The 21,428-nt window shown below is 55.2% G+C and carries 21 protein-coding genes; 13 read left to right on the top strand and 8 right to left on the bottom strand.

Features of this window, described 5'->3' with window-relative positions; genetic code table 11:
* The first annotated feature begins 113 nt into the window (after window positions 1–113).
* The 3 genes from ACGS9J_RS12690 to ACGS9J_RS12700 all read left to right on the top strand — a co-directional run bounded on the left by ACGS9J_RS12690 (window position 114) and on the right by ACGS9J_RS12700 (window position 2,131).
* Entirely contained in the window at window positions 114–740 is a 627-nt protein-coding gene (locus ACGS9J_RS12690) for a LuxR C-terminal-related transcriptional regulator (RefSeq protein WP_442231262.1), read from the top strand.
* Between the two features lie 293 nt (window positions 741–1,033).
* Window positions 1,034–1,150, top strand: coding sequence for a DUF2770 family protein (locus ACGS9J_RS12695; RefSeq protein WP_135316076.1), 117 nt, complete (start codon window positions 1,034–1,036; stop codon window positions 1,148–1,150).
* A 3-nt stretch (window positions 1,151–1,153) separates the two neighbouring features.
* Window positions 1,154–2,131 carry a zinc-dependent alcohol dehydrogenase family protein gene (locus ACGS9J_RS12700; RefSeq protein ID WP_442231263.1) on the top strand — a complete coding sequence of 326 codons (978 nt, stop codon included), beginning with the start codon at window positions 1,154–1,156 and terminating at the stop codon, window positions 2,129–2,131.
* On the opposite strand, the gene ACGS9J_RS12705 is transcribed toward ACGS9J_RS12700, so the two are convergent.
* Window positions 2,118–3,170 carry an AI-2E family transporter gene (locus tag ACGS9J_RS12705; protein ID WP_442231264.1) on the bottom strand — a complete coding sequence of 351 codons (1,053 nt, stop codon included), beginning with the start codon at window positions 3,168–3,170 and terminating at the stop codon, window positions 2,118–2,120. The two genes, ACGS9J_RS12700 and ACGS9J_RS12705, sit on opposite strands and share 14 nt — an antisense overlap.
* 425 nt (window positions 3,171–3,595) lie before the next feature.
* Here ACGS9J_RS12705 and ACGS9J_RS12710 point away from each other — a divergent pair, with 425 nt between their 5' ends.
* Window positions 3,596–4,150 (top strand): cytochrome b, encoded by a 555-nt coding sequence (locus ACGS9J_RS12710; protein ID WP_012006313.1) that lies wholly within the window; start codon window positions 3,596–3,598, stop codon window positions 4,148–4,150.
* Between the two features lie 23 nt (window positions 4,151–4,173).
* Window positions 4,174–4,752: a YceI family protein gene (locus tag ACGS9J_RS12715; protein ID WP_442231265.1), complete on the top strand. Its 579-nt coding sequence runs from the start codon at window positions 4,174–4,176 to the stop codon at window positions 4,750–4,752.
* A 38-nt stretch (window positions 4,753–4,790) separates the two neighbouring features.
* Here ACGS9J_RS12715 and trhO read toward each other — a convergent pair whose 3' ends face one another.
* Window positions 4,791–5,861 carry an oxygen-dependent tRNA uridine(34) hydroxylase TrhO gene (gene trhO, locus ACGS9J_RS12720; RefSeq protein WP_442231266.1) on the bottom strand — a complete coding sequence of 357 codons (1,071 nt, stop codon included), beginning with the start codon at window positions 5,859–5,861 and terminating at the stop codon, window positions 4,791–4,793.
* Window positions 5,862–6,069: 208 nt separating this feature from the next.
* On the opposite strand from trhO, the gene ACGS9J_RS12725 reads away from it, so the two are divergent.
* Window positions 6,070–7,167 (top strand): NADH:flavin oxidoreductase/NADH oxidase, encoded by a 1,098-nt coding sequence (locus ACGS9J_RS12725; protein WP_442231267.1) that lies wholly within the window; start codon window positions 6,070–6,072, stop codon window positions 7,165–7,167.
* Between the two features lie 18 nt (window positions 7,168–7,185).
* Here ACGS9J_RS12725 and ACGS9J_RS12730 read toward each other — a convergent pair whose 3' ends face one another.
* A complete protein-coding gene (locus tag ACGS9J_RS12730; RefSeq protein ID WP_442231268.1) occupies window positions 7,186–7,347 on the bottom strand; it encodes a histidine kinase in 162 nt (53 codons plus the stop codon).
* Window positions 7,348–7,622: 275 nt separating this feature from the next.
* On the opposite strand from ACGS9J_RS12730, the gene ACGS9J_RS12735 reads away from it, so the two are divergent.
* From ACGS9J_RS12735 to ACGS9J_RS12750, 4 genes are all read left to right on the top strand, one after another.
* Window positions 7,623–8,543: a Kdo(2)-lipid IV(A) acyltransferase gene (locus ACGS9J_RS12735; protein ID WP_442231269.1), complete on the top strand. Its 921-nt coding sequence runs from the start codon at window positions 7,623–7,625 to the stop codon at window positions 8,541–8,543.
* A gap of 104 nt (window positions 8,544–8,647) precedes the next feature.
* Window positions 8,648–8,932, top strand: a complete 285-nt coding sequence (locus ACGS9J_RS12740) for a YciI family protein (RefSeq protein ID WP_442231270.1) — start codon at window positions 8,648–8,650, stop codon at window positions 8,930–8,932.
* A gap of 197 nt (window positions 8,933–9,129) precedes the next feature.
* Complete coding sequence (gene mdtG, locus ACGS9J_RS12745) at window positions 9,130–10,365, top strand: multidrug efflux MFS transporter MdtG (RefSeq protein WP_442231271.1); 1,236 nt, start codon at window positions 9,130–9,132, stop codon at window positions 10,363–10,365.
* A gap of 476 nt (window positions 10,366–10,841) precedes the next feature.
* Window positions 10,842–12,395 carry a peptide MFS transporter gene (locus ACGS9J_RS12750; protein WP_442231272.1) on the top strand — a complete coding sequence of 518 codons (1,554 nt, stop codon included), beginning with the start codon at window positions 10,842–10,844 and terminating at the stop codon, window positions 12,393–12,395.
* A gap of 48 nt (window positions 12,396–12,443) precedes the next feature.
* Here the strand turns inward: ACGS9J_RS12750 and ACGS9J_RS12755 are convergent, their stop codons facing one another.
* The gene (locus ACGS9J_RS12755; protein ID WP_442231273.1) at window positions 12,444–12,842 is read right to left on the bottom strand and encodes a VOC family protein; all 399 of its coding nucleotides are present in this window, start codon (window positions 12,840–12,842) and stop codon (window positions 12,444–12,446) included.
* Window positions 12,843–13,089: 247 nt separating this feature from the next.
* Here ACGS9J_RS12755 and ACGS9J_RS12760 point away from each other — a divergent pair, with 247 nt between their 5' ends.
* Entirely contained in the window at window positions 13,090–13,851 is a 762-nt protein-coding gene (locus ACGS9J_RS12760; RefSeq protein WP_442231274.1) for an AraC family transcriptional regulator, read from the top strand.
* On the opposite strand, the gene leuA is transcribed toward ACGS9J_RS12760, so the two are convergent.
* Complete coding sequence (gene leuA / locus ACGS9J_RS12765) at window positions 13,836–15,506, bottom strand: 2-isopropylmalate synthase (RefSeq protein ID WP_442231275.1); 1,671 nt, start codon at window positions 15,504–15,506, stop codon at window positions 13,836–13,838. The two genes, ACGS9J_RS12760 and leuA, sit on opposite strands and share 16 nt — an antisense overlap.
* A gap of 202 nt (window positions 15,507–15,708) precedes the next feature.
* On the opposite strand from leuA, the gene ACGS9J_RS12770 reads away from it, so the two are divergent.
* Together ACGS9J_RS12770 and ACGS9J_RS12775 are read left to right on the top strand one after the other, a co-directional pair.
* A complete protein-coding gene (locus ACGS9J_RS12770; protein ID WP_442231276.1) occupies window positions 15,709–16,086 on the top strand; it encodes a MysB family protein in 378 nt (125 codons plus the stop codon).
* 60 nt (window positions 16,087–16,146) lie between these two features.
* Window positions 16,147–16,695: a GNAT family N-acetyltransferase gene (locus ACGS9J_RS12775; RefSeq protein WP_442231277.1), complete on the top strand. Its 549-nt coding sequence runs from the start codon at window positions 16,147–16,149 to the stop codon at window positions 16,693–16,695.
* A 1-nt stretch (window position 16,696) separates the two neighbouring features.
* On the opposite strand, the gene ACGS9J_RS12780 is transcribed toward ACGS9J_RS12775, so the two are convergent.
* The 3 genes from ACGS9J_RS12780 to ACGS9J_RS12790 form a co-directional block, all read right to left on the bottom strand.
* Window positions 16,697–16,942: a YceK/YidQ family lipoprotein gene (locus ACGS9J_RS12780; RefSeq protein ID WP_442231278.1), complete on the bottom strand. Its 246-nt coding sequence runs from the start codon at window positions 16,940–16,942 to the stop codon at window positions 16,697–16,699.
* Between the two features lie 162 nt (window positions 16,943–17,104).
* On the bottom strand, window positions 17,105–19,666 hold the full coding sequence (gene mdoH, locus ACGS9J_RS12785) for a glucans biosynthesis glucosyltransferase MdoH (protein ID WP_442231279.1): 2,562 nt from the start codon (window positions 19,664–19,666) through the stop codon (window positions 17,105–17,107).
* Complete coding sequence (locus ACGS9J_RS12790) at window positions 19,659–21,227, bottom strand: glucan biosynthesis protein G (protein WP_442231280.1); 1,569 nt, start codon at window positions 21,225–21,227, stop codon at window positions 19,659–19,661. The genes mdoH and ACGS9J_RS12790 overlap by 8 nt, the downstream gene beginning before the upstream one ends.
* Between the last annotated feature and the right edge of the window lie 201 nt (window positions 21,228–21,428).

Raw genomic sequence — 21,428 nt, forward strand, 5'->3', positions numbered from 1 at the left:
AACGGAAATTTCTGGCGCAAGTATCCGGATTTCCGAATTGATCCCCCGTGGTGTAAGTTCTATTTTACAGCTGATATGCCCCTGGTACTTTTTCGATCAACAAGGACGTCACCATGAAACTGCTTGTCGTGGACGAATGCTGCTTCACCCGGGTCGGTATCGATAACTATTTTACGGACAATGTTTTCACCCAGGTAAAATGTTGCCACAGCCTGGAACAAGCAACGCCCCTGCTGGATCACTACCGCCCAAGCCACATCCTGGTCAACCTGACCAAACATTGCCGCTACAGTGAAGATGATGCCCAATTACAGGCCTTCATCGAGGCCACTCCATCGGCACTATTGTTTATTTATCTGGATACGCCATACCCTTACAGCGAAACGCCAATGCGCATCGCCGACCACGCCTTCCTGTTCAACAAAGCCACTTTGCCCGTGACCCTGCGCATGATGCAGGAAAAACCGGTCTCTCTGATGGATTGCAGCGTAGAACATTCGCTTTTCAGCCCGCAGGAGCTGACCGTCATGAAACACTGGATGGCGGAGATGCCTAACTACCGCATCGCCAAAAAGCTGCACATCAGTTCGCATACCGTCTATGTTCACAAACGCCACATCACCGAAAAAATCAACGCTCGCAACCGGCTGGAATTTTATTCGCTGTATAACGTGCTGCGCCATTTTTATCCGCCGAGCGTTCCCGTCAGTTCAATGTCCCCCTCTCTGATGGCGGTGTAAGCAAGCCTGCGTCAAAGCAGGTTGAGACTGCTGACAAACATATAATGTTTGGCGGCAGGCGCTAAAGGTTTTGAAAATAAATCAGGAAAATCAATTTATTGATTTTCGGCTGATAACTCAAAGGGGGAAAAACCACGCTTTTATCCCCCTTTGTCAATAATCTGAGCCTGCGTCAAAGCAGGCTGATTTCGACCAAAGATTCGCCACGGTGCCACGCTTTGCCTTCTCGGCAGTATTAACGCTGACCGCAAAAATACTATAATCTGCCAGTCCTTACCTTTTGGCTGCTGAGAATGCTAAACAAAATACTGTCGGCGATCGTCAACAACGTGCGCGAACATCTGGTGCTGTATCTCTGCCTGTGGCTGGTATTGCTAGCGCTGGATGTCTATTTCTTCTTCATGCCCTAACCCATGCCGCAGAATTTCCCCCGCTTGCGCTTTAGCCGTTTCGGCTCGCCGGAACAGGTAATTTCCCTGGAAGATAGCGGGATCCCCATGCTGCAACCCAATCAGCTGCTACTGCGGATGCGCTATGCACCGATAAATCCCTCCGACTTGATCCCGATCCACGGTCAGTATGCGCATCGTATCGCCTTGCCTCAGGTTCCGGGTTACGAAGGCGTAGGTGTCTCTGTCGACCCCCACGGTCAGCCCACCGACAAACGCGCGCTGACAATAACGGGTGATGGAAGCTGGCAAACTTTCGTCACGCTCGAGCAAGACAGGGTCATTTGGGTGCCGGACGATATTGACGATGCCAGTGCGGCGCAGATCTACATCAACCCGCTCACCTGTTGGGTCTTGCTGACACAATGGCTACCGCTAAAAGCTGGCGATATTTTGTTGATTAACGGTGGCGGTTCGGCGATTAGCCTGCTGTTTTGCCAACTGGCGGCGCTGCGCGGTATCCGGCTGGTCGTGGTGGTACGTAATGCGGCCCATCGCCAGGCGCTGCTGAATGCCGGTGCCTGGCGGGTTCTGGAGGGGGAATTACTGCAACAATACCGGCTGCAACAGCTCACGGGGCATACCGCCCGGGCGGCGATTGACTGCGTCGGCGGCGAGGACGGTGTGCATCTGGCGCGTTCGGTCAGCACGACCGGTGACTTTGTCGCTCTGGGGTTGCTCGGCAATCAACAGGTTGATTGGCAGTATATTACTCATCAACTGCGACTTCGCACCTCCCTGTTTCACCTGCGGAAATGGAATGCTCAGGCAACGCCGGTTCAATGGCAGGCGGCGTTTCAACAGCTTTTCCATCTGGTGAGACGTGGCCAACTGGAGTTGCGGCCTCCAGCGGCCATCTATCCGTTACGGCACTATCGACTGGCACTACAACACGCAGCTGACAGCCAGACCCAGGGAAAGATCTTCTTTACTCCGGCGTGACCTGCTTGCCCGGCTGCCCATCGCCGAGGATAACCGCCAATTTATGCCCTCCTTCGGTGGTCTCCAGCGCGATGCGGGTAATAATGGTCAGCGGTACCGACAGCAACATCCCCACCGGCCCCATCAGCCAGCCCCAGAAGATCAACGACAGGAACACCACCAGCGTCGACAGCCCCAGTCCACGGCCCATGACGCGCGGCTCCAGCATGTTGCCAATCACCAGATTGATAGCGATAAAGCCCGCAGCCACCACCAGCGCATCCCCAAAGCCGTTAAACAGCAAGGCCTGGATCAGCGGAGGAACTGCGGCGATCACCGAGCCGATATTGGGAATATAATTCAGCAAAAACGCCAGCAGCCCCCAGATAAACGCGAAGCGCACATCGACCGCTGCCAGAAATCCCCAGACAATGACGCCGGTCGCCAGACTGATCGCCGTTTTGATCACCAGGTAACGCGTGACGCCGTCCAACGCACGCTGAATGTTGGCAATGCCTTCGCTGGGTTTATCCAATGCCTGCTGCAGTTTGTAAGGCAACAGTTGCACTTCGAACAGCATAAATACCACGGTCATCAGCAACAGGAAGATGTTGGTCATGGCACCGGATAAGCGGCTCAACAGCCGGGTGATCATGTTCATTGCCGAACTGGGATCGACATATTGCAACATCGCCTCGGTAGAAATGGTGATGTTGAAGCGATCGGCGTAGTGCTGCAGTTCGTTCAGTTTTTCCATCATCATGCCACGGTACTGCGGCAGCGACCGGGCAAACTCGTTCAGCGATGCGCCCAATATGCCGATAAACAGCACCATCGCCACCACTACGGCCACCACCAGCAAGGTTACGCCCAGCACGCGCGGTATCCGCCAGCGCTCTAACTGCGCTACCAGCGGATTCAGTACCATGGCGAGAAACACCGCCAGCAAGAATGGCACCACGACATCCGCCGCCGCCTTGACGCCGGCAAGAATAATGACCAACATCGCCAGCATGATAGCCAGGCGCAGGCTACGATCGGTCAACAGGGTTCGGCCCATGACATTTCCTTTGCATTAATAGCGCTGGCCCCACGGGCCATCCAATGCGCCTTATGTTAGCAAACTCTGTTGTCACGCCACACAGGTATTACTGCACGGATAAAAACGCCCTTTTGCCAAACATTGCCTGGAAATAATCGACAACCTTGACTAGCGGTTTATTCGACAAACCAATCGTGATATTTACGTAAAATGACAAAAGCTGACAGTAATAAATAAAACCATTATTTTTCAATTAATAACAAAAAATCGGCACACTGGAGAAAGTATTCTCTTCAACGATTCCACTGATTAACTTGACGCTATCTCAGCCAAATTCACTGATTAATATTTTAAAGAAGTAACATAGTTAAATTTATTATTGATTTTATGTTTCTTAAAGTTTAATTATTGCTGCCAGAAAATGTGGAAAGTAAGGAAACACCATGCTTTGGAAAAATACCGCCAACCGCTTTGGTCATATTTCAGTGTTGATCCACTGGCTGGTTGCGCTGACGGTGTACGGCATGTTCGCCCTGGGCCTATGGATGGTCACGCTGGGCTATTACGATGTCTGGTATCACCAGGCGCCGGAAATTCATAAAAGTATCGGCACGCTGTTGTTTATCGTCATGGTGGTCCGCGTGATCTGGCGTTTCGTGTCGCCGCCCCCCAAACCGCTGGCCAGTTACGGCCGGTTTACCCGCGTGAGTGCGATCCTGGCTCATCTGGCACTGTATGTTGTGCTGTTCAGCATCCTGATCAGCGGCTACCTGATTTCCACCGCCGACGGTCAGCCGATCAGCGTTTTTGGCTGGTTCGATATTCCCGCTACCGTCACCGGCATGGCGGAACAGGCCGACACGGCCGGCACTATTCACCTTTACCTGGCCTGGGTCGTCGTGGTGCTTTCAGTACTGCACGGGCTGGCTGCGCTTAAACATCACTTCGTTGATCGTGATGTTACTTTGAAACGGATGCTGGGTAGCAGCGCCGATTAACTTTTGGATTTATGGAGATTGCTATGTTAAAGAAAACCGTTCTGGGCCTGACCGCAGGCGCGCTGCTGCTGAGCGCCGGTTCCGCGCTGGCTGCCGACTACAAGATTGACAAGCAGGGCCAACACGCCTTTATCGAATTCCGCATCCAGCATCTGGGTTACAGCTGGCTGTACGGCACCTTCAAGGATTTTGACGGCGGCTTCACCTTCGACGAAAAAGATCCGTCCAAGGACAAGGTTAACGTTACGATCAACACCGCCAGCGTCGACACCAACCACGCTGAACGTGACAAACACCTGCGCAGCGCAGAATTCCTGAACGTGGAAAAAAACAAGCAAGCCAAGTTTGAATCCACTGAAGTGAAAAAGAACGGTGAAGGTTATGCTGTAGTGGGTAACCTGACGCTGAACGGCGTGACCAAACCGGTAACGCTGGACGCTAAACTGATCGGTCAAGGTAACGACCCGTGGGGCGGTTACCGTGCCGGCTTTGAAGCCAACGGTAAAATCGCGCTGAAAGACTTCGGCATCACTACCGATCTCGGCCCCGCGTCTCAGGACGTAGAGCTGATTATTTCCGTGGAAGGCGTTCGCGCGAAGTAATGCAAAAGCGCGGCAAAGCTGCCGCGCTTCTTTCAAACTCAGTTGGCTGAGTCTTTATCTTCTTCCGGTGCCGGAATATGCATCGTGGTCTGCAATAACCCTTTCGACTTATTGAAAATCTTGATGCCATTTTCACGGCCGGCTCGGCGTGCACGCTGTTCTTCACGCGGCAACTTCAGCTCTTCGCGGCAGATCTCGCTGCAACAACCTTCAAATTTAGCGGCACAGCTCGGGCACTGAATAAACAGCAGGTGGCAACCGTCATTCTTGCAGTTGGTGTGAGTATCGCAGGCCGCACCGCACTGGTGGCAGTTAGCGATCACATCATCAGAAATACGCTCGCCCATACGCTCGTCGAACACAAAGTTTTTGCCGACGAATTTCAGCGGCAACCCCTGTTCTTTCGCCTTGCGCGCGTACTCGATAATGCCGCCTTCCACGTGATAGACGTTCTTGAAGCCGTTATGCAACATATAAGCGCTGGCTTTTTCACAGCGGATACCACCGGTGCAGTACATAACAATATTTTTGTCTTTATTGTCCTGCAACATCTCAACCGCCATCGGCAGTTGATCACGGAAAGTATCGGAAGGCACTTCAATGGCGTTCTCAAAGTGGCCGACTTCATATTCGTAGTGGTTACGCATATCGACAAACAGCGTATCCGGATCGTCAATCATCTGATTGACGCGATCGGCCTGTAAATACTCACCGACGTTCGCCGGGTTGAAGCTCTCATCATCGATGCCATCGGCGACGATGCGATCGCGTACTTTCAGGCGCAACACCCAGAAGGATTTGCCATCGTCTTCCAGCGCGATATTAAGACGCACCTGATCCAACGCAGGATGCGAAGCGAACAGTGCGGCTTTAAACGCCTCAAATTTATTCTGCGGTACGCTGATTTGAGCATTGATCCCCTCTTTGGCCACATAAATGCGGCCAAACACCTTCAGTTTGTCGAACTGAACGTAGAGGCTGTCGCGAAACGCTTTGGGATCGTCGAGGGTGAAGTATTTATAAAAAGAAACTGTGGTGCGCGGCTCGGTTTCCGCCAGCATGCGCGCCTTCAGTTCCTCATTAGAAATTCGGTTATGTAACACTGGCATGGTGTACTTTCCTGTCTTTCGGGAGGTGACTGATTTGAACACGCGCCGGCCGCCGGCCTACGCGCGGCGCACATGATACCCGAAAATGTGGCTCAAAACAGCATTAACACATCGGGGATATCAGGCGCAGGAAACTTGACGTTGTTCACAAATCCCGATAAGTCTTAAAGAAACTTGCCCTTAATTTACCACGGATCCGGAGGACATCATGAGTCAGCTATTTACCCCCATTACGCTGGGGAAACTGAGTTTGCCCAACCGTATTATCATCGCCCCCATGTGCCAATACTCCGCCGATAACGGCAAGGCCACCGAATGGCATACGGTGCACCTCGGCCACCTGGCCTTATCCGGCGCAGGCCTGTTGATTGTCGAAGCCACTTCGGTCGCGCCTGAGGGGCGTATCACGCCCAGCGATCTCGGCCTGTGGGACGACGCGACCGAACAGGCGCTGGCAGACGTGGTACAAGCGGTAAGAAAACACGCCACTATGCCGCTCGGCATTCAGCTCGGCCATGCCGGGCGCAAAGCCTCCTGCGCGGTCCCTTGGGCCGGCGGCAACCAACTGAGCCAGACCAACGGCGGCTGGCAGACTTTATCCGCCTCGGACCTGCCCTTCGCCCAAAATGATGATTCTCCAGCTGCGATGAGTCTGGAACAAATTGAACAATTGAAAGCGCAGTTTGTTACTGCGGCAAAACGCGCCGACCGACTGGGTTTTGAACTGATTGAGCTGCATGGTGCGCACGGTTACCTGCTGCACCAGTTTCTTTCACCGCTGGCCAATCAGCGCAGCGACCAGTACGGCGGTTCATTGCAGAATCGCATGCGCCTGCTGCTGGAGATATTCAATGACGTGCGCGCGGTCTTCCCTGCGCACAAGGCACTCGGCGTGCGTATTTCCGCCAGTGATTGGGTCGAAGGCGGCTGGGATGAACAGCAGTCAGTGGCGTTGGCAAAAGCGTTGAAAGAACTGGGTTGTGACTACATCCATGTTTCCAGCGGGGGGCTTTCTCCGCAGCAGAAGATCCCGGTGGGCCCCAATTATCAGGTGCCGTTCGCCGAAACCATCAAGCGGGAAAGCGGGCTGCCGACCATTGCCGTGGGGTTAATCACCGAGCCGGAACAGGCGGAAGCGATTGTCGCCACCGGGCAGGCAGATATGGTGGCGCTGGCACGCGGTATTCTTTACAACCCGCGCTGGCCCTGGCACGCCGCCGCCAAATTGGGAGAAAAGGTCAGCGCTCCACCACAATATTGGCGCTCTGAACCGCACGTATTAAAAGGGTTGTTTAAAAACGCCTGATAAGGCTGGAGTGGGTGCTCAGCGCCTACTCCGGCATTCGGTAAAGCCGGAAATCACTATCCCCGCCAACAGGGCGACGCCCGCCACCGCCAACAACGGATTAAACTGCAAGTGCGCGCCCAGGCTGCCCAACAGTGCACCGATAACCAATAACCCCGCACTTAACCATGATGCCAACATAATTCCCCCTAAATATTCGCGCGCAAATTATACGTATCCCGGGCCTGAAAACTTTATCCTTTAGAGCGCTTTAGCCGAATTAATCGCCAAACCACGCCAATTCATCACTGAAAATTATGTTTTAATGCGGTGTTTTTTCACGTTACGTGATAAAAGTGCCACAATAGTCGGATATAAACGGCAGAAAATAAGTGCATGATCAGATCTCATCAGGATGATGACCATACTATTACTCTGTTATTATCATTAAATGACTGCTTCTAAGCTGAGAACACATGACTCAAGTTCCCTCTTTTAATCGTTCTTTACTGCATCCTCGTTACTGGCTTACCTGGTTCGGCATTGGTTTGCTCTATTTGCTGGTCTTGCTGCCTTACCCCATTATCTATCGCCTTGGCACCTCGCTGGGCCGTTTTTCCATGCGTTTTCTCAAACGCCGAGTGGCGATTGCCGAACGCAATCTGGTGTTGTGTTTCCCGGACATGCCGCAGGCCGAGCGCGATGCGCTGGTAGTACAGAACTTTGAATCCGTCGGCATGGGGCTGTTTGAAACCGGCATGGCGTGGTTCTGGCCAAACTGGCGTATCGAACGTTGGTTTCAGGTCAGTGGGCTGGAACATATTCAAAAAGCGCGAGACAACCATCAGGGCGTTTTGCTGATCGGTCTGCACTTCCTGACACTGGAGCTGGGTGCCCGTATCTTTGGCATTCACAATCCTGGCATCGGTGTTTATCGGCCGCATGACAACAAACTGATGGACTGGTTGCAAACCTGGGGTCGCATGCGATCCAACAAATCCATGCTGGATCGTAAAGACGTGAAAGGCATGATCCGGGCCCTGAAACAGGGTGACATCATCTGGTACGCCCCGGATCACGACTACGGCCCACGCAGCAGCGTGTTTGCCCCGCTGTTCGCCGTCGAAAAAGCCGCCACCACCACCGGCAGCTACGTGCTGGTGCGGATGGGTAAACCCGCCATTATTCCTTTTACCCCACGACGCTTGCCGGACGCTAAAGGGTATGAGCTGATTATGCAGCCGGCGGTGGAAAACTTCCCGCTGGATAATGAGCTCGAGGCCGCCGCGTTTATGAATAAAGTGGTGGAGAAAGAGATCCTGATGGCGCCGGATCAGTACATGTGGTTGCACCGCCGCTTCAAGACGCGCCCGGAAGGCGAACCTTCACTGTACTGACCTCTGACCCGCCGTTCGGCGGGTTATTTTTTTATGCCACAGATCTTGAGAAACGGCGGTAACGGTGGGATGGTAAAGCCTTCGCCGTTAATCCTGGAGCCGTTATGTACATCGTTAACCTGACCTACCATCGCCCGATAGAAGAAGTCGACAGCCACCTCGAGGGCCACATCGCCTGGTTGAAAAAATACTTTCAGGACGGCACCTTCATCGCTTCCGGTCGCAAGAACCCCCGCACTGGCGGCGTGATCCTGGTGAAAGGCATAGAACGCGCGCAGCTGGATACCATTGTGGCGCAAGATCCCTTCAACGCCGTCGCCCACTACGAGATCACCGACGTCGCCCTCTCCACCACCTCCAGCGGTTTTGAACTGCTCGCCGGGCTTTAACTGCGCCTTTTTCCGCGCGTACAGCGCGGAATACTGTCAATATTCCATTTTTAAAACTTTATTTCATTTTTAGAATATCTCCCGCCGCATCAATTGATGCCACCTATAATTAAGCGCATACTTACCAAGCTAACTTTTTGCTTTGCCCCTTGCTTGCGCACACGAGCAAAGCCTCTCACCCTCTGCAGCGGGAATTTATGGCTTCGGCACCAGAACTTATCAACTGGAAACGCAATCTCTTCGTCACCTGGCTGGGGTGCTTTCTCACCGGGGCCGCATTCAGCCTGATCATGCCCTTCCTGCCGCTCTATGTAGAAACCCTCGGGGTCACCGGCCACGAAGCGCTGAACATGTGGTCCGGCCTGGTATTCAGCATCACCTTCCTGTTTTCGGCTATTGCTTCCCCGTTCTGGGGCGGGCTGGCCGACCGCCGTGGACGTAAGCTGATGCTGTTGCGATCGGCACTGGGCATGTCGATTGTGATGCTGTTGATGGGCATGGCACAGAACATCTGGCAGTTTTTGGCATTGCGCGCAGTATTGGGTCTGCTCGGCGGTTTTATTCCCAACGCCAACGCCCTGATTGCCACCCAGGTACCACGCAACCGCAGCGGCTGGGCGCTGGGCACCCTGTCGACCGGCGGCGTCAGCGGGGCATTGATTGGGCCGTTGATCGGCGGCCTGTTAGCCGACCAGTATGGTTTGCGGCCCGTGTTCTACATCACCGCCGGTGTGCTGTTGGCCTGCTTTGTTTTAACGCTGCTGTACGTCAAAGAGCAATTCACCCCAGTGCAGAAGAAAGATATGCTGCACGCCCGTCAGGTCTTCGCCGCGCTGAAAAGCCCCAAGCTGATCCTCAGCCTGTTTGTTACCACCATGATTATTCAGATTGCCACAGGCTCCATTGCGCCGATTCTGACGCTCTACGTGCGCGACTTGGCCGGCAATATCCATAACCTGGCCTTTGTCAGCGGCCTGATCGCCTCGGTGCCCGGCGTCGCCGCACTGATGAGCGCGCCACGACTGGGCAAGTTGGGCGACAAGATTGGCCCGGAGCGCATTCTGGTGTTTATGCTGATCGTGTCGGTGCTGTTGCTGATCCCGATGGCCTTTGTGCAAACCCCATGGCAGCTCGGCGTGTTGCGCTTCCTGTTGGGCGCCGCCGATGGTGCGCTGTTGCCGGCAGTGCAAACATTGCTGATCTATAACTGCACCAATCAGGTCGCCGGCAGGATCTTCAGCTATAACCAGTCTTTCCGGGATATCGGCAACGTCAGCGGTCCGCTGATGGGGGCGGCGGTTTCCGCCAGCTACGGCTTCCGGGCGGTCTTCTGCGTCACCGCCATGGTGGTGCTGTTCAACGCTATTTATTCCTGGTGGTGTTTGCAACGCCGCCCGGCGCGAATGAGAGAAGACACGCTGCAAGAAGAGTAATAGCCGTCTTTATCGCCAACTTCCCGTTCAAAAAGGGCCGACGCCCCGTTTACCCTACTTTTAGTATTGATACCCCTCTGCACTCCCCGGTCGTTGCCTATCGGAAAACTCTTAATGCAATTATTTGTTTTTAAATAAGTAATTAACTTTTAGCGCAATAAACCACCTGTCAATAACATTCCCGCCTCTACCAACATAAAAACCAGGAAAGGAGATGTTTGTCGACTTTTCATCTAAAAAATGGGATACAGGGACTAGACAAAACCACCATCCAGTTATCAAATGGTTAAATAATATCACGCCAGTTGTAAATCATTGGCCAAGTGAAAAAAGGTCGACGCGCTTTCCACGGTTCACGGGCGCTGCGGCCACGGTTTTGTCGGGTAATCCGCATTGGGTGGATCACCTTCCTTAAATACACATACATACCACAGTATAAGCTGCATCAATGCGGCGCATTTTATTGGGAAGACGTTATGCAATCCTCTGTTAATAACCAAGAAAGCCGGACCTTCTTCGGCCATCCTTATCCGCTGGGATCCCTGTTCTTTACCGAAATGTGGGAGCGGTTCTCGTTTTACGGCATTCGCCCCTTACTGATCCTGTTTATGGCCGCCACGGTTTACGACGGCGGCATGGGATTGGCACGTGAAAACGCCTCGGCGATTGTCGGTATTTTCGCCGGCAGCATGTATTTGGCCGCCTTGCCGGGCGGCTGGTTGGCGGATAACTGGCTGGGTCAGCAGAAAGCGGTGTGGTACGGCTCGATTCTGATCGCCCTCGGCCACCTGTCGATCGCGCTGTCTGCCATCATGGGCAACAACCTGTTCTTCATCGGCCTGATGTTTATCGTGCTGGGGTCCGGCCTGTTCAAAACCTGTATCTCGGTGATGGTCGGCACGCTGTATAAAAAAGGCGACAACCGTCGTGACGGCGGCTTCTCGCTGTTTTATATGGGCATCAACATGGGCTCGTTTATCGCCCCGTTGATCTCCGGCTGGTTGATCCGTTCCCACGGCTGGCACTGGGGCTTCGGCATCGGGGGTATCGGCATGTTGGTGGCGCTGGTGATTTTCCGCGTCTTTGCCGTACCGGCGATGAAACGCTATGACAGCGAAGTCGGTCTGGACTCCACCTGGAACAGCCCGGTCGCCAAGAAAAACGGCGTCGGCCGCTGGTTGGTCGCGCTGGCCATCGGCGTGGCGGTGGTTATCACCCTGATTGCCCAAGGCATTATCGTGATTAACCCGGTAGCTGTAGCCAGCATGCTGGTTTACGTCATTGCCGCTTCGGTGACCCTGTACTTCATTTATCTGTTCGTGTTTGCCGGCCTGAGCCGCAAAGAACGTGCTCGCCTGCTGGTATGCTTTATCCTGCTGGTATCTGCCGCCTTCTTCTGGTCCGCATTCGAACAGAAACCGACCTCATTCAACCTGTTCGCTAACGACTACACCAACCGCATGATTGGCGACTTCGAGATCCCGGCGGTATGGTTCCAGTCGATCAACGCCCTGTTTATTATTCTGTTGGCACCGGTATTTAGCTGGGCATGGCCGGCACTGGCACGTAACAAAGTGCGCCTGAGCAGCATCACCAAGTTCGTGATCGGCATCCTGTTTGCCGCTGCGGGCTTTGGCCTGATGATGCTGGCGGCACAGAACGTGCTGGGCAATGCCGGCGCCGGCGTGTCCCCACTGTGGTTGGTGGGCAGCATCCTGATGTTGACGCTGGGTGAGCTGTGCCTGAGTCCAATCGGCTTGGCGACCATGACCCTGCTGGCACCGGAAAGAATGCGCGGCCAGATGATGGGCCTGTGGTTCTGCGCCAGTGCGCTGGGCAACCTGGCGGCCGGTTTGATTGGTGGCCACGTGAAAGCCGACCAACTGGAAATGCTGCCTAACCTGTTCGCACGCTGCTCGATTGCGCTGCTGATTTGTGCCGCGGTATTGACCCTGTTGATCGTGCCGATCCGCCGCATGATGGAAAACACCCAGGGTAAAAGCGAGCAGAAACTGGCGACCAACGCCTGATAAGCTTTTCGCTTTATCCTTCAGCCAGCGCCCGGTGCGCTGGCTTTTTTATTGCTCCCACGCGCGCTGTTGCAACACCACGCGGTAACCGTCCAGATCTTCGAACGTCTGTCCGCTGATATCCCAATAGGGATTATATGCCGTGACGTGCCGAAACCCTGCAGCCAGCATGCGTTGGCATCCGGCGCGCCAATCTGCTTCATCCGGTAAATAAAAGACCAGCAGATGATCCTGCGTCGGGGCCTGCCCCACTTTCACCCCTCGATGCTGGGTAAACTCAAGGTGATAGCCCTGTTGCGGGTGCCCGATCATCACACCGTCAAAGCCCTGATGATCGTGAAACTCGCCCAGCCGTTCGAAACCCAGCCCCTGACAGTACAGGGTCGCAATCTCCTGCAACCTATCGGTCGGGCGCGCAATGCGCAGCACCGCATTAGCTATCGGCATCAGTTTCGCTTCCTCATGATGATTTCATACAACGCCATTCCCACCAGCATCGCCGCAACGAACTGCCAGCCGGGCAAAAATAGTGCCGTCGCCAGGCGCATACTGTCGATATCCAACGCCCCTCCAAATAGTTTACTTAATTATAATTCACATACTATAGCCCCTCGCCGCACCATGGCTGGTGCGAAAGGTTTTAGCGTGGCATGCTGACACTATGATTTTCCGCGGACCGGGGATGCCCCAAGAAATGCTGTTTTTTCATGATGCTGTGCCCGCCAACCGCTCGATTGTGCCGGTGGCCAAAGATTATCAGCACGGCGAGTTCGAACCACCCCATTACCATGACTGCGCACAATTGATTCATAGCCTCAGTGGCGTGGTACAGGTAAATACTCGTCAGGGCAGTTGGGTGGTCCCTCCGGGGCGCGGTGTCTGGCTACCTGCGCGGGTAGAACACAGCCTGCGTATCACCGGTAAAGTGGCGGCAAGAGCGTTGCTGGTTGATCCGCTGGCTCGCGCCGATCTGCCGGCAAGCTGCGAAGTGGTGCAAATATCGCCGTTGTTGCGTGAGTTGATTATCTGCGCGATGGACATCACGGCGGATTATCCGGCGGGGGGACGTGAGGAGCGGATCATGGAGCTGATCCTGGATGAACTGCGCGTGCTGCCTATTTTGCCACTGAACTTGCCGGAGCCGCGCAGCGAGGCCTTGTTGACGCTGTGCCGACATATTCAGCAATCGCTGGCACAGCCTTGGGAATTGGAGCAGGCGGCCCGGTACATCAACGTCAGTGGTCGTACACTGTCACGACGCTTCCAGCGTGAGACCGGACTGCGCTTTGGCGATTGGGTTCGCCGCGCTCGCTTGCTGGCGGCATTGAACGCCCTGGCGGCCGGGCATTCGGTGCTGGAAGTGGCGCTGGATCTGGGCTATGACAGCCCCAGTGCTTTCAGCGCCATGTTCCGCCGCCTGCTGGGTGTAACGCCCAGTGCTTACTTCGCCAAATAACGTGCAGCGACGTTGAACAGCGCCTGCAGTGAAGCACTGGCGGAGTCGACGTCGATGCCGACCCCGTAAGCCGCCTCCCCGTGCGCTACCGTACAACGAATGTAGGCGACGGCGCGGCTGTGGCTCTGATGACCCAGCGTGTGCTCGTGATAATCTTCTATCGCCATATTCAGGCCAAATCGCTGGCACAACGCATCCACCGCACTGGACAGCAGGCCGTTCCCTGCCCCGAGTAACCTTTGCTGCTGCCCCTCGAACAACACCCGAGCGCTGAAGCTGTAAGCCTCGACGCTGTGGCTCTCAGTCTGATAGCTCAGCAATTGCAGCCGCGGCTGTTCAACCAAACCATAGCTGATGCGGAACAGCCGCCACAGCTCGGCGGTGGTCATCTCTTTGCCGCTGCCGTCGGTCGCCTGCTGCACCACCTTGCTGAAATCAATCTGCAGCCCACGCGGCAATGACAGCCCATGGTTCTGTTCCAGCAGCCAGGCAGCTCCACTTTTACCCGACTGGCTGTTAACCCGGATCACCGCCTCATAACTGCAGCCAACGTCCGCCGGATCAAGCGGTAAATAAGGCACCTGCCACAAACCGTCCTGCCGCAGTTGTTGGGCGGCGAAGCCTTTTTTTATCGCATCCTGGTGCGACCCGGAGAAGGCGGTGAAGACCAGTTCACCGGCATAAGGATGACGTGGATGAACCGGCAACTGGTTGCACTGCTCGACTACCTCCACCACCTGTTTCAACCGGCTGAAGTCCAGCCCCGGCGCAACGCCCTGGGTATACAGGTTGAGCGCCAGCGTCACCAAATCGACATTGCCGGTGCGCTCACCGTTGCCGAACAAACAGCCTTCGACCCGATCGGCGCCGGCCAACATTGCCAGCTCGGCGCAGGCCACCCCGGTGCCGCGATCGTTATGGGGATGCACGCTGATGGTCACCCGGCTGCGCTGACTGAAGCGGCGGCAGAACCACTCAATCTGGTCGGCGTAGACGTTCGGCGTACTGACTTCCACCGTGGCCGGCAGGTTGATGATCATCGGTCGCCCCGGACCCGGCTGCCAGACATCGGCAACCGCTTCGCAGATTTCCAGCGCGAACTCCAGTTCGGTAAAGCAAAAAGTCTCCGGTGAATATTCGAAGGTCCAGGCCGTTTCCGGCTGCTGCTCGCACTGCTGACGAATACGCAGCGCCCCGTTAACCGCCAGCGCAATCGTCGCCGCCTTATCCTGCTTAAAAACGATTTCGCGGAACATCGGTGCGGTGGCGTTATACAGGTGCACGATAGCGCGCGGTGCACCACGCAGCGCTTCGAAGGTGCGGTCGATCAAATCATCACGCGATTGGGTCAAGACCTGAATGCTGACGTCGTCCGGGATCAGCCGCTCATCAATCAACGAGCGGACAAAATCGAAATCCGTTTGTGATGCCGAAGGAAATGCCACCTCAATCTCTTTGAACCCGCACTCCAGAAGCATCTGGTAGAACTGGCGCTTGCGGACGTTGTCCATCGGTTCCGCCAACGCCTGATTGCCGTCGCGCAGATCGCTGGAACACCAACGCGGCGCGTGCTCCAGAGTGCGGCTGGGCCACTGACGTTCCGGTAACGTCACCGGTGGGAACGGACGGTATTTGATTGAAGGATTGATTAACATGGCGATCTCCTGGGCAGTTATAAGCAATGCCTTATTATTTCCCGCCACGCTCCCTTCTGCTCCTGCTTAGCGGACAACCATCGTCGCGAAACGGACAACAAAAAAATTTGCATCCTGCGCCAGTGCGGCAACAATTAATTTTGACGTTTGTCATGGCGCTTCGGTGCCCCCAGCCCTTCCGTTACCCTGACTGGAGATAAATATGAGCCTGTATGCAACCCTGGAAGAAGCCATTGAAGCGGCGCGCGAGGAGTTTATAGAATCCGCCGAAGGCGGTGACGACGATGAACCGCCGGTGCCTCAACAATTCAATCTGCAAAAATACGTGATGCTGGAGGGTGATATCATGTGGCAGGCCGAATTCTTTGAGCAAGAAGGCGAGTCAGTCGAATGCCTGACGTTACGCAGCGGCACTGCCGCTCAGGCTATTTTTGACGGTGATTATGACGAGGTCGAAATTAGCGCCGAGTGGCTGGAAGAAAATACGCTGCACGAGTGGGAGGAAGGTGATTTCCAACTCGATCCACCGTTGGATACCGAAGAGGGCCAAACAGCCGCCGACGAATGGGATGAGCGTTGAACGAGAGCGGGCGAGAGCAAACCCTCGCCCGTAAACCCTAATGATTTTCAGAGAGGCAGTATGATTATCCGCCAGGCGCGTCCAGAGGATTACCCCGCAATCTTGCAACTGCAAACACAAAATACCCCGGCCAATTTGAGCGACAGCCAAAAGCGCCAGGGGTTTATCGTTTCTCGTATGGATGAAGCGCAGTTGGCCAGTATTAACCAGGGTTTGGGCATTCTGGTGGCGGTTGAAGGCCAAGCCTTGGCCGGTTTTGTCTGCCTGATGCCGACGGATGCGCAACCGCACCCGCCAGTGGTGGATGCCATGCTGGACAAGCTGGCCGGTCAGTCATTCCACGGGCGGCCACTGAGTGAGCAACGGGTATTCTTGTATGGCCCGGTGTGCCTTGATGCGGCCTGGCGTGGCAAAGGCGTCCTGAAGCAACTGTACGCGGCCGTCAAGGCACGCACCCGCGAAGCATTCGACGTTGGCGCACTGTTTGTCGACGACAGTAACCCGCATTCGCTGGCGGCCCACGTGCAGGGGTTAAAAATGACGGCGCTGGCCCCGTTCCGCTGTGGCAATCAGGGTTACCAACTGGTGGTATTTGCTACCGGGGATTAGCTTATTCGTAAGGGCCGTGCTTAGCATCAAACGGCAGCATAAAGGTATCCACCACCATCGACAGCGGTACATCAATAACCGTGATGTACCGCCAGGGGCTATCACGCAGATCCCACTGCACTCCCGGATAATATTGATGACCGTGACCGGCCCCCGGTACCGTGCGGCTGATAATACTGCCACAGCCGGTTAACGCCATTACGCCTGCCGCCAATAGCGCCAAACGAAGAAAAGAAGAGAGATTCACCAAATTAACTTTTGCCCCTGGTTGTTCTGAGCGTCAACAACGCCCGGTGCGAATTTTAACACAGTTGTTATCCGCCGGTTTGTCAGCATTGCGTAAGCTAAATGCCAAAAAAAACGGGGAACACGCCATGCGCATTCCCCGTTTGGGTCAGCCGATCAGCGGTTAACGCTGACCTACCGGATGAGCCCGCTCATTGTGGGGCAATTGCTGGTAGAACTCACGCCATGCGGCACCCTGCGGCAGTAACCAAACGCGCTGATGCAAGCGCGACAGCGCGACAGGATCGCTCAGCAGTTCCAGGCGCTTGCCCTTCACCAACTTCTCCGGCCCCAGTTGCAGCGCCTCATTCACCCGCTCTTCGCGATTGCGCTCGATAGTACCGCGCAGGTGGTGACGCGCGGTGGCCAGCGCTGTCGCCAGTGCGTTGAATGACGGGTTAACCACGGCGTGCATAAAGCCATTGCTCAGTGCACGTTCACGGTTAAGCTGCAGATATTCTTCCGTCGCCAACAGTTCGCGAGGTGGTGAATACTCTTCCGGGATCAGGAACAGCTTGGCGCGCTTGCTCTTGATACCCAGCGTCGCACGGCTCGACAGAACCGAAACGAACGGCGACAGGATCAACGAGAAGACGATCGGCGACAGCCACCACAGGAAGCGCAGATCCAGCCAGGCCATGCCACCAGCCCAGACCAGGCCGAGCAACATCTGTGAACCGTGGCGTTTAAAGGCTTCGCCCCAAGGCGTGTCATCATCGTCACGCTGTGGAGAGTTCCACACCACTTCCCAACCCAGGAAGGCACTGACCACAAACACCGTGTGGAACAGCATGCGCACCGGCGCCAACAGCACCGAGAACAGCATTTCCATCAGCATCGACAGGAACAGACGGACACCGCCGCCGTATTCCCTGGCGCCTTTCGCCCAGATCAGCACAATGCTCAGCAACTTAGGCAGGAACAACAGCACCAAAGTGGTGGAGAACAGCGCTATCGCCAGTTCAGGACGCCACTGCGGCCACACCGGGAACAGCTGACGCGGCTGCAGGAAGTACTGCGGCTCCATCAGGGTATGCACCACCTGCAGCGCGGTAGACAACGCCAGGAACATAAACCACAGCGGCGCCGACAGGTAGGACATCACGCCGGTCAGGAACACCGCACGGTGCACCGGGTGCATGCCCTTGACCAGGAACAGGCGGAAGTTCATCAGGTTACCGTGGCACCAGCGACGGTCACGCTTCAGCTCATCCAGCAGGTTCGGTGGCAATTCTTCATAGCTGCCCGGCAGATCATAAGCAATCCACACGCCCCAACCGGCTCGGCGCATCAGCGCAGCTTCCACAAAGTCATGCGACAAGATGGAGCCGGCAAAGGAACCTTCGCCCGGCAGCGGTGCCAACGCACAGTGCTCGATAAACGGCTTCACGCGGATAATCGCGTTGTGACCCCAATAGTGCGATTCACCCAGCTGCCAGAAATGCAGACCGGCGGTAAACAGCGGCCCATAAACGCGGGTGGCAAACTGCTGCACGCGAGCATACAGCGTATCCATGCCAGAGGCTTTCGGGGCAGACTGAATGATACCGGCGTTCGGGTTGGCCTCCATCAGACGAACCAGACCGGTGAGACACTCACCGCTCATCACGCTGTCGGCATCCAGGATCACCATGTAGCTGTATTCGCCCCCCCAACGACGGCAGAAGTCGTCGATGTTGCCGCTTTTGCGTTTTACGCGACGACGGCGGCGGCGGTAGAAGATGCGACCATGGCCGTCTACGTCACGGCACAGTTCCATCCAGGCCTTCTGTTCCGCCATGCAGATATCCGGGTCGTAGCTGTCGCTCAGCACGTAGATATCGAAATGCTCAAGCTGGCCGGTAGCGGCGACGGACTCATAGGTCGCACGCAAGCCGGCGAACACGCGTTCGACGTCTTCGTTACAGATCGGCATGATCAACGCGGTGCGGTGCGCCGGATCGATCGGCTCATCGCCCTTGATGGTGGAAGAGATACTGTATTTGTCTTTGCCGATCAGCAACTGCAGGAAGCCCATCAGCGCCGTCCAGAACCCGGCCGACACCCAACAGAACAGAATGGCGAACAAGATCAGAATGCCGCTTTGCAGCACATAAGGCAGCAGTTGCAGCACCGATTGCATCAGATCCTGATCCAGCATGGCCATCGGGTCGATCAGCGCCCAGCCCTGATACGGCAGAATGGTTTTCATGTACCAGGTAGCGATGCCGGTTTGCACCAGCATCAGCACCAACAGCACATAACGACGCATCGAACCGACCACACGCCAGCGGTTTTCCGCGGCGGCTTCCTCTTTGGAAGCATGACGATTGTGCGGTGTGCGCCCCAGCAGAGAATCCCAGAAGCGCGCCACCGGGTTGGTGCGCCAGGCCTCCGGGAACATGCTGGTGCGTTTGATTGGCGGCGTGGCCTTGAGAATGCTACGGCCTTCCACGTCGGTATCGAAATCTTTGTCGCTGACCGCATCCGGCCAGGCGTCTTCGATACGCGTTTTGACCGAAGCCAGCGTTACGTCGTCCGCAGACAGCGTATCAACGTTGGCATCCTCAGCGCCCATCTTGCGATGCAATGCCTCAAAAGCCTGGGCGTCATCCGCCCCCGGCTGTGGTTTAAGCGCCTCTGACCGCTCAGCGGTCAGAGGCATTGCCGCAAGATAATCCTGGGCAAGTTGAGTAGGCTTATTCATTGGCAGGTAGCTGATAGCTCCAGGTTTCCGACAGGGTCTTATCACCATTGACCAGCGCGGCGCGCATTTCTACCGGCTTCTTGTCGTCTTTCACTTTCAGACGCAGCGTCAGGCGCCAGCCTTTGGTCACTGGATTATAGCGGACATTGTTTTCTACCATTTCACCGTTATCACCAACGCTGACCTGAGCGGCAAGCGGTGTGGCGCCATCCAGTCCTTTCAATACCGGGCCAACGAAATCGACCAGGAATGCCACGCTGCCATCTGGCTCGCGGATCAGGTTGGACTGCTTCACATCACCGGTGGAACGCATGGTCTGGCTGACGTAGGCAATGTCCTGCGAATGCAGTTTGTCTTCATCACGGGTGAAATGCAGGCGATAGTTCAGCGCCAGCGGCGTTTTGGCATCCGGCAGAACGTCCGGCGTCCAGAAGGCAACGATGTTGTCATTGGTTTCATCCGCAGTCGGGATTTCCACCAGCTCAACCTTACCTTTGCCCCAGTCGCCACGAGGTTCGATCCAGGCGCTTGGGCGCAGATCGTAACGATCGTCCAGATCTTCGTAATCCTTGAAGTTACGGCCACGCTGCAGCAGACCGAAACCTTTAGGGTTTTCAACCTGATAAGTGCTGACCGACAGATGCTTCGGATTATTCAGCGGACGCCAGATCCACTCACCGTTACCGGCATGGATAGACAGACCGTTGGAGTCATGCAGTGCCGGACGATAGTTCAGGGTTGGCGATGGCTGGCTCGGCCCGAACAGGTACATGCTGGTCAGCGGTGCCATGCCCAATTTGCCGACTTTATCGCGCAGGAACACTTTAGACTCGACGTCGACCGTGGTATCGCGGCCCGGATAGACAACAAAACGGTATGCCCCGGTAGCACGCGGTGAATCCAACAGCGCATAAATCACCAGATGCTTGTCGCCCTGCTTCGGACGTTCAACCCAGAATTCGCGGAAACGCGGGAACTCTTCGCCGGACGGCAACGCGGTATCAATCGCCAGGCCGCGTGCGGAAAGACCGTACACCTGCCCTTTACCCACCACGCGGAAGTAGCTCGCGCCCAGCAGGCTCATAATTTCGTCGTTCTTATCCGCACTGTTGATCGGATAAATCACCTTGAAACCGGCAAAGCCGAGGTTTTTTACCGAGTCAGGATCGTGCTTCACCGAACCAAAGTTGAAATAGTCCGGATTGTATTTGATCTGCTTGACGCTGGTCGCAGTGACTTCGTTGATTTTCACCGGCGTATCGAAGTACATCCCCTGATGATAAAACTCAAGCTTGAAAGGGGTTTTCAGTTTGCTCCAATAGGCTTTGTCGTGATTGAACTGAATCTGTTGGTAATCCGCGAATTTCATCTCACGGAATTGAGAAGGAAGGTTGCTCTTCGGAGCATCGAAGCCTTTTCCTGCCAGATCCTGTGCCTGCTTGGCCACATCATCTATAGAAAAAGCCCATGCCGGCGAAGTAAACAGCGTGAACAATACGGTCGCACCTAACCAACGTACGCTCGCGGCGCGTGGTTTTTTGGATAATATATTAACTAGCACATCCCCCCCTATTCGTGTGCTCAAATCATTTAAATCCATATTAATGGATTATTCAGCTTTCCGACAACATGATAAATGGATGGTTCATGTTTATGGCTCATAGTTTAAGCAGTTGACTAAAGACCAGCGTAGCAAGCCGCGCAACAAGACGCTATGGAAAAATGTGAAACGGTATAGTAGGGTTTGTGATTCGATTTAACC

The sequence above is a fragment of the Serratia quinivorans genome (assembly GCF_052113645.1).
Classification (GTDB): domain Bacteria; phylum Pseudomonadota; class Gammaproteobacteria; order Enterobacterales; family Enterobacteriaceae; genus Serratia; species Serratia quinivorans_B.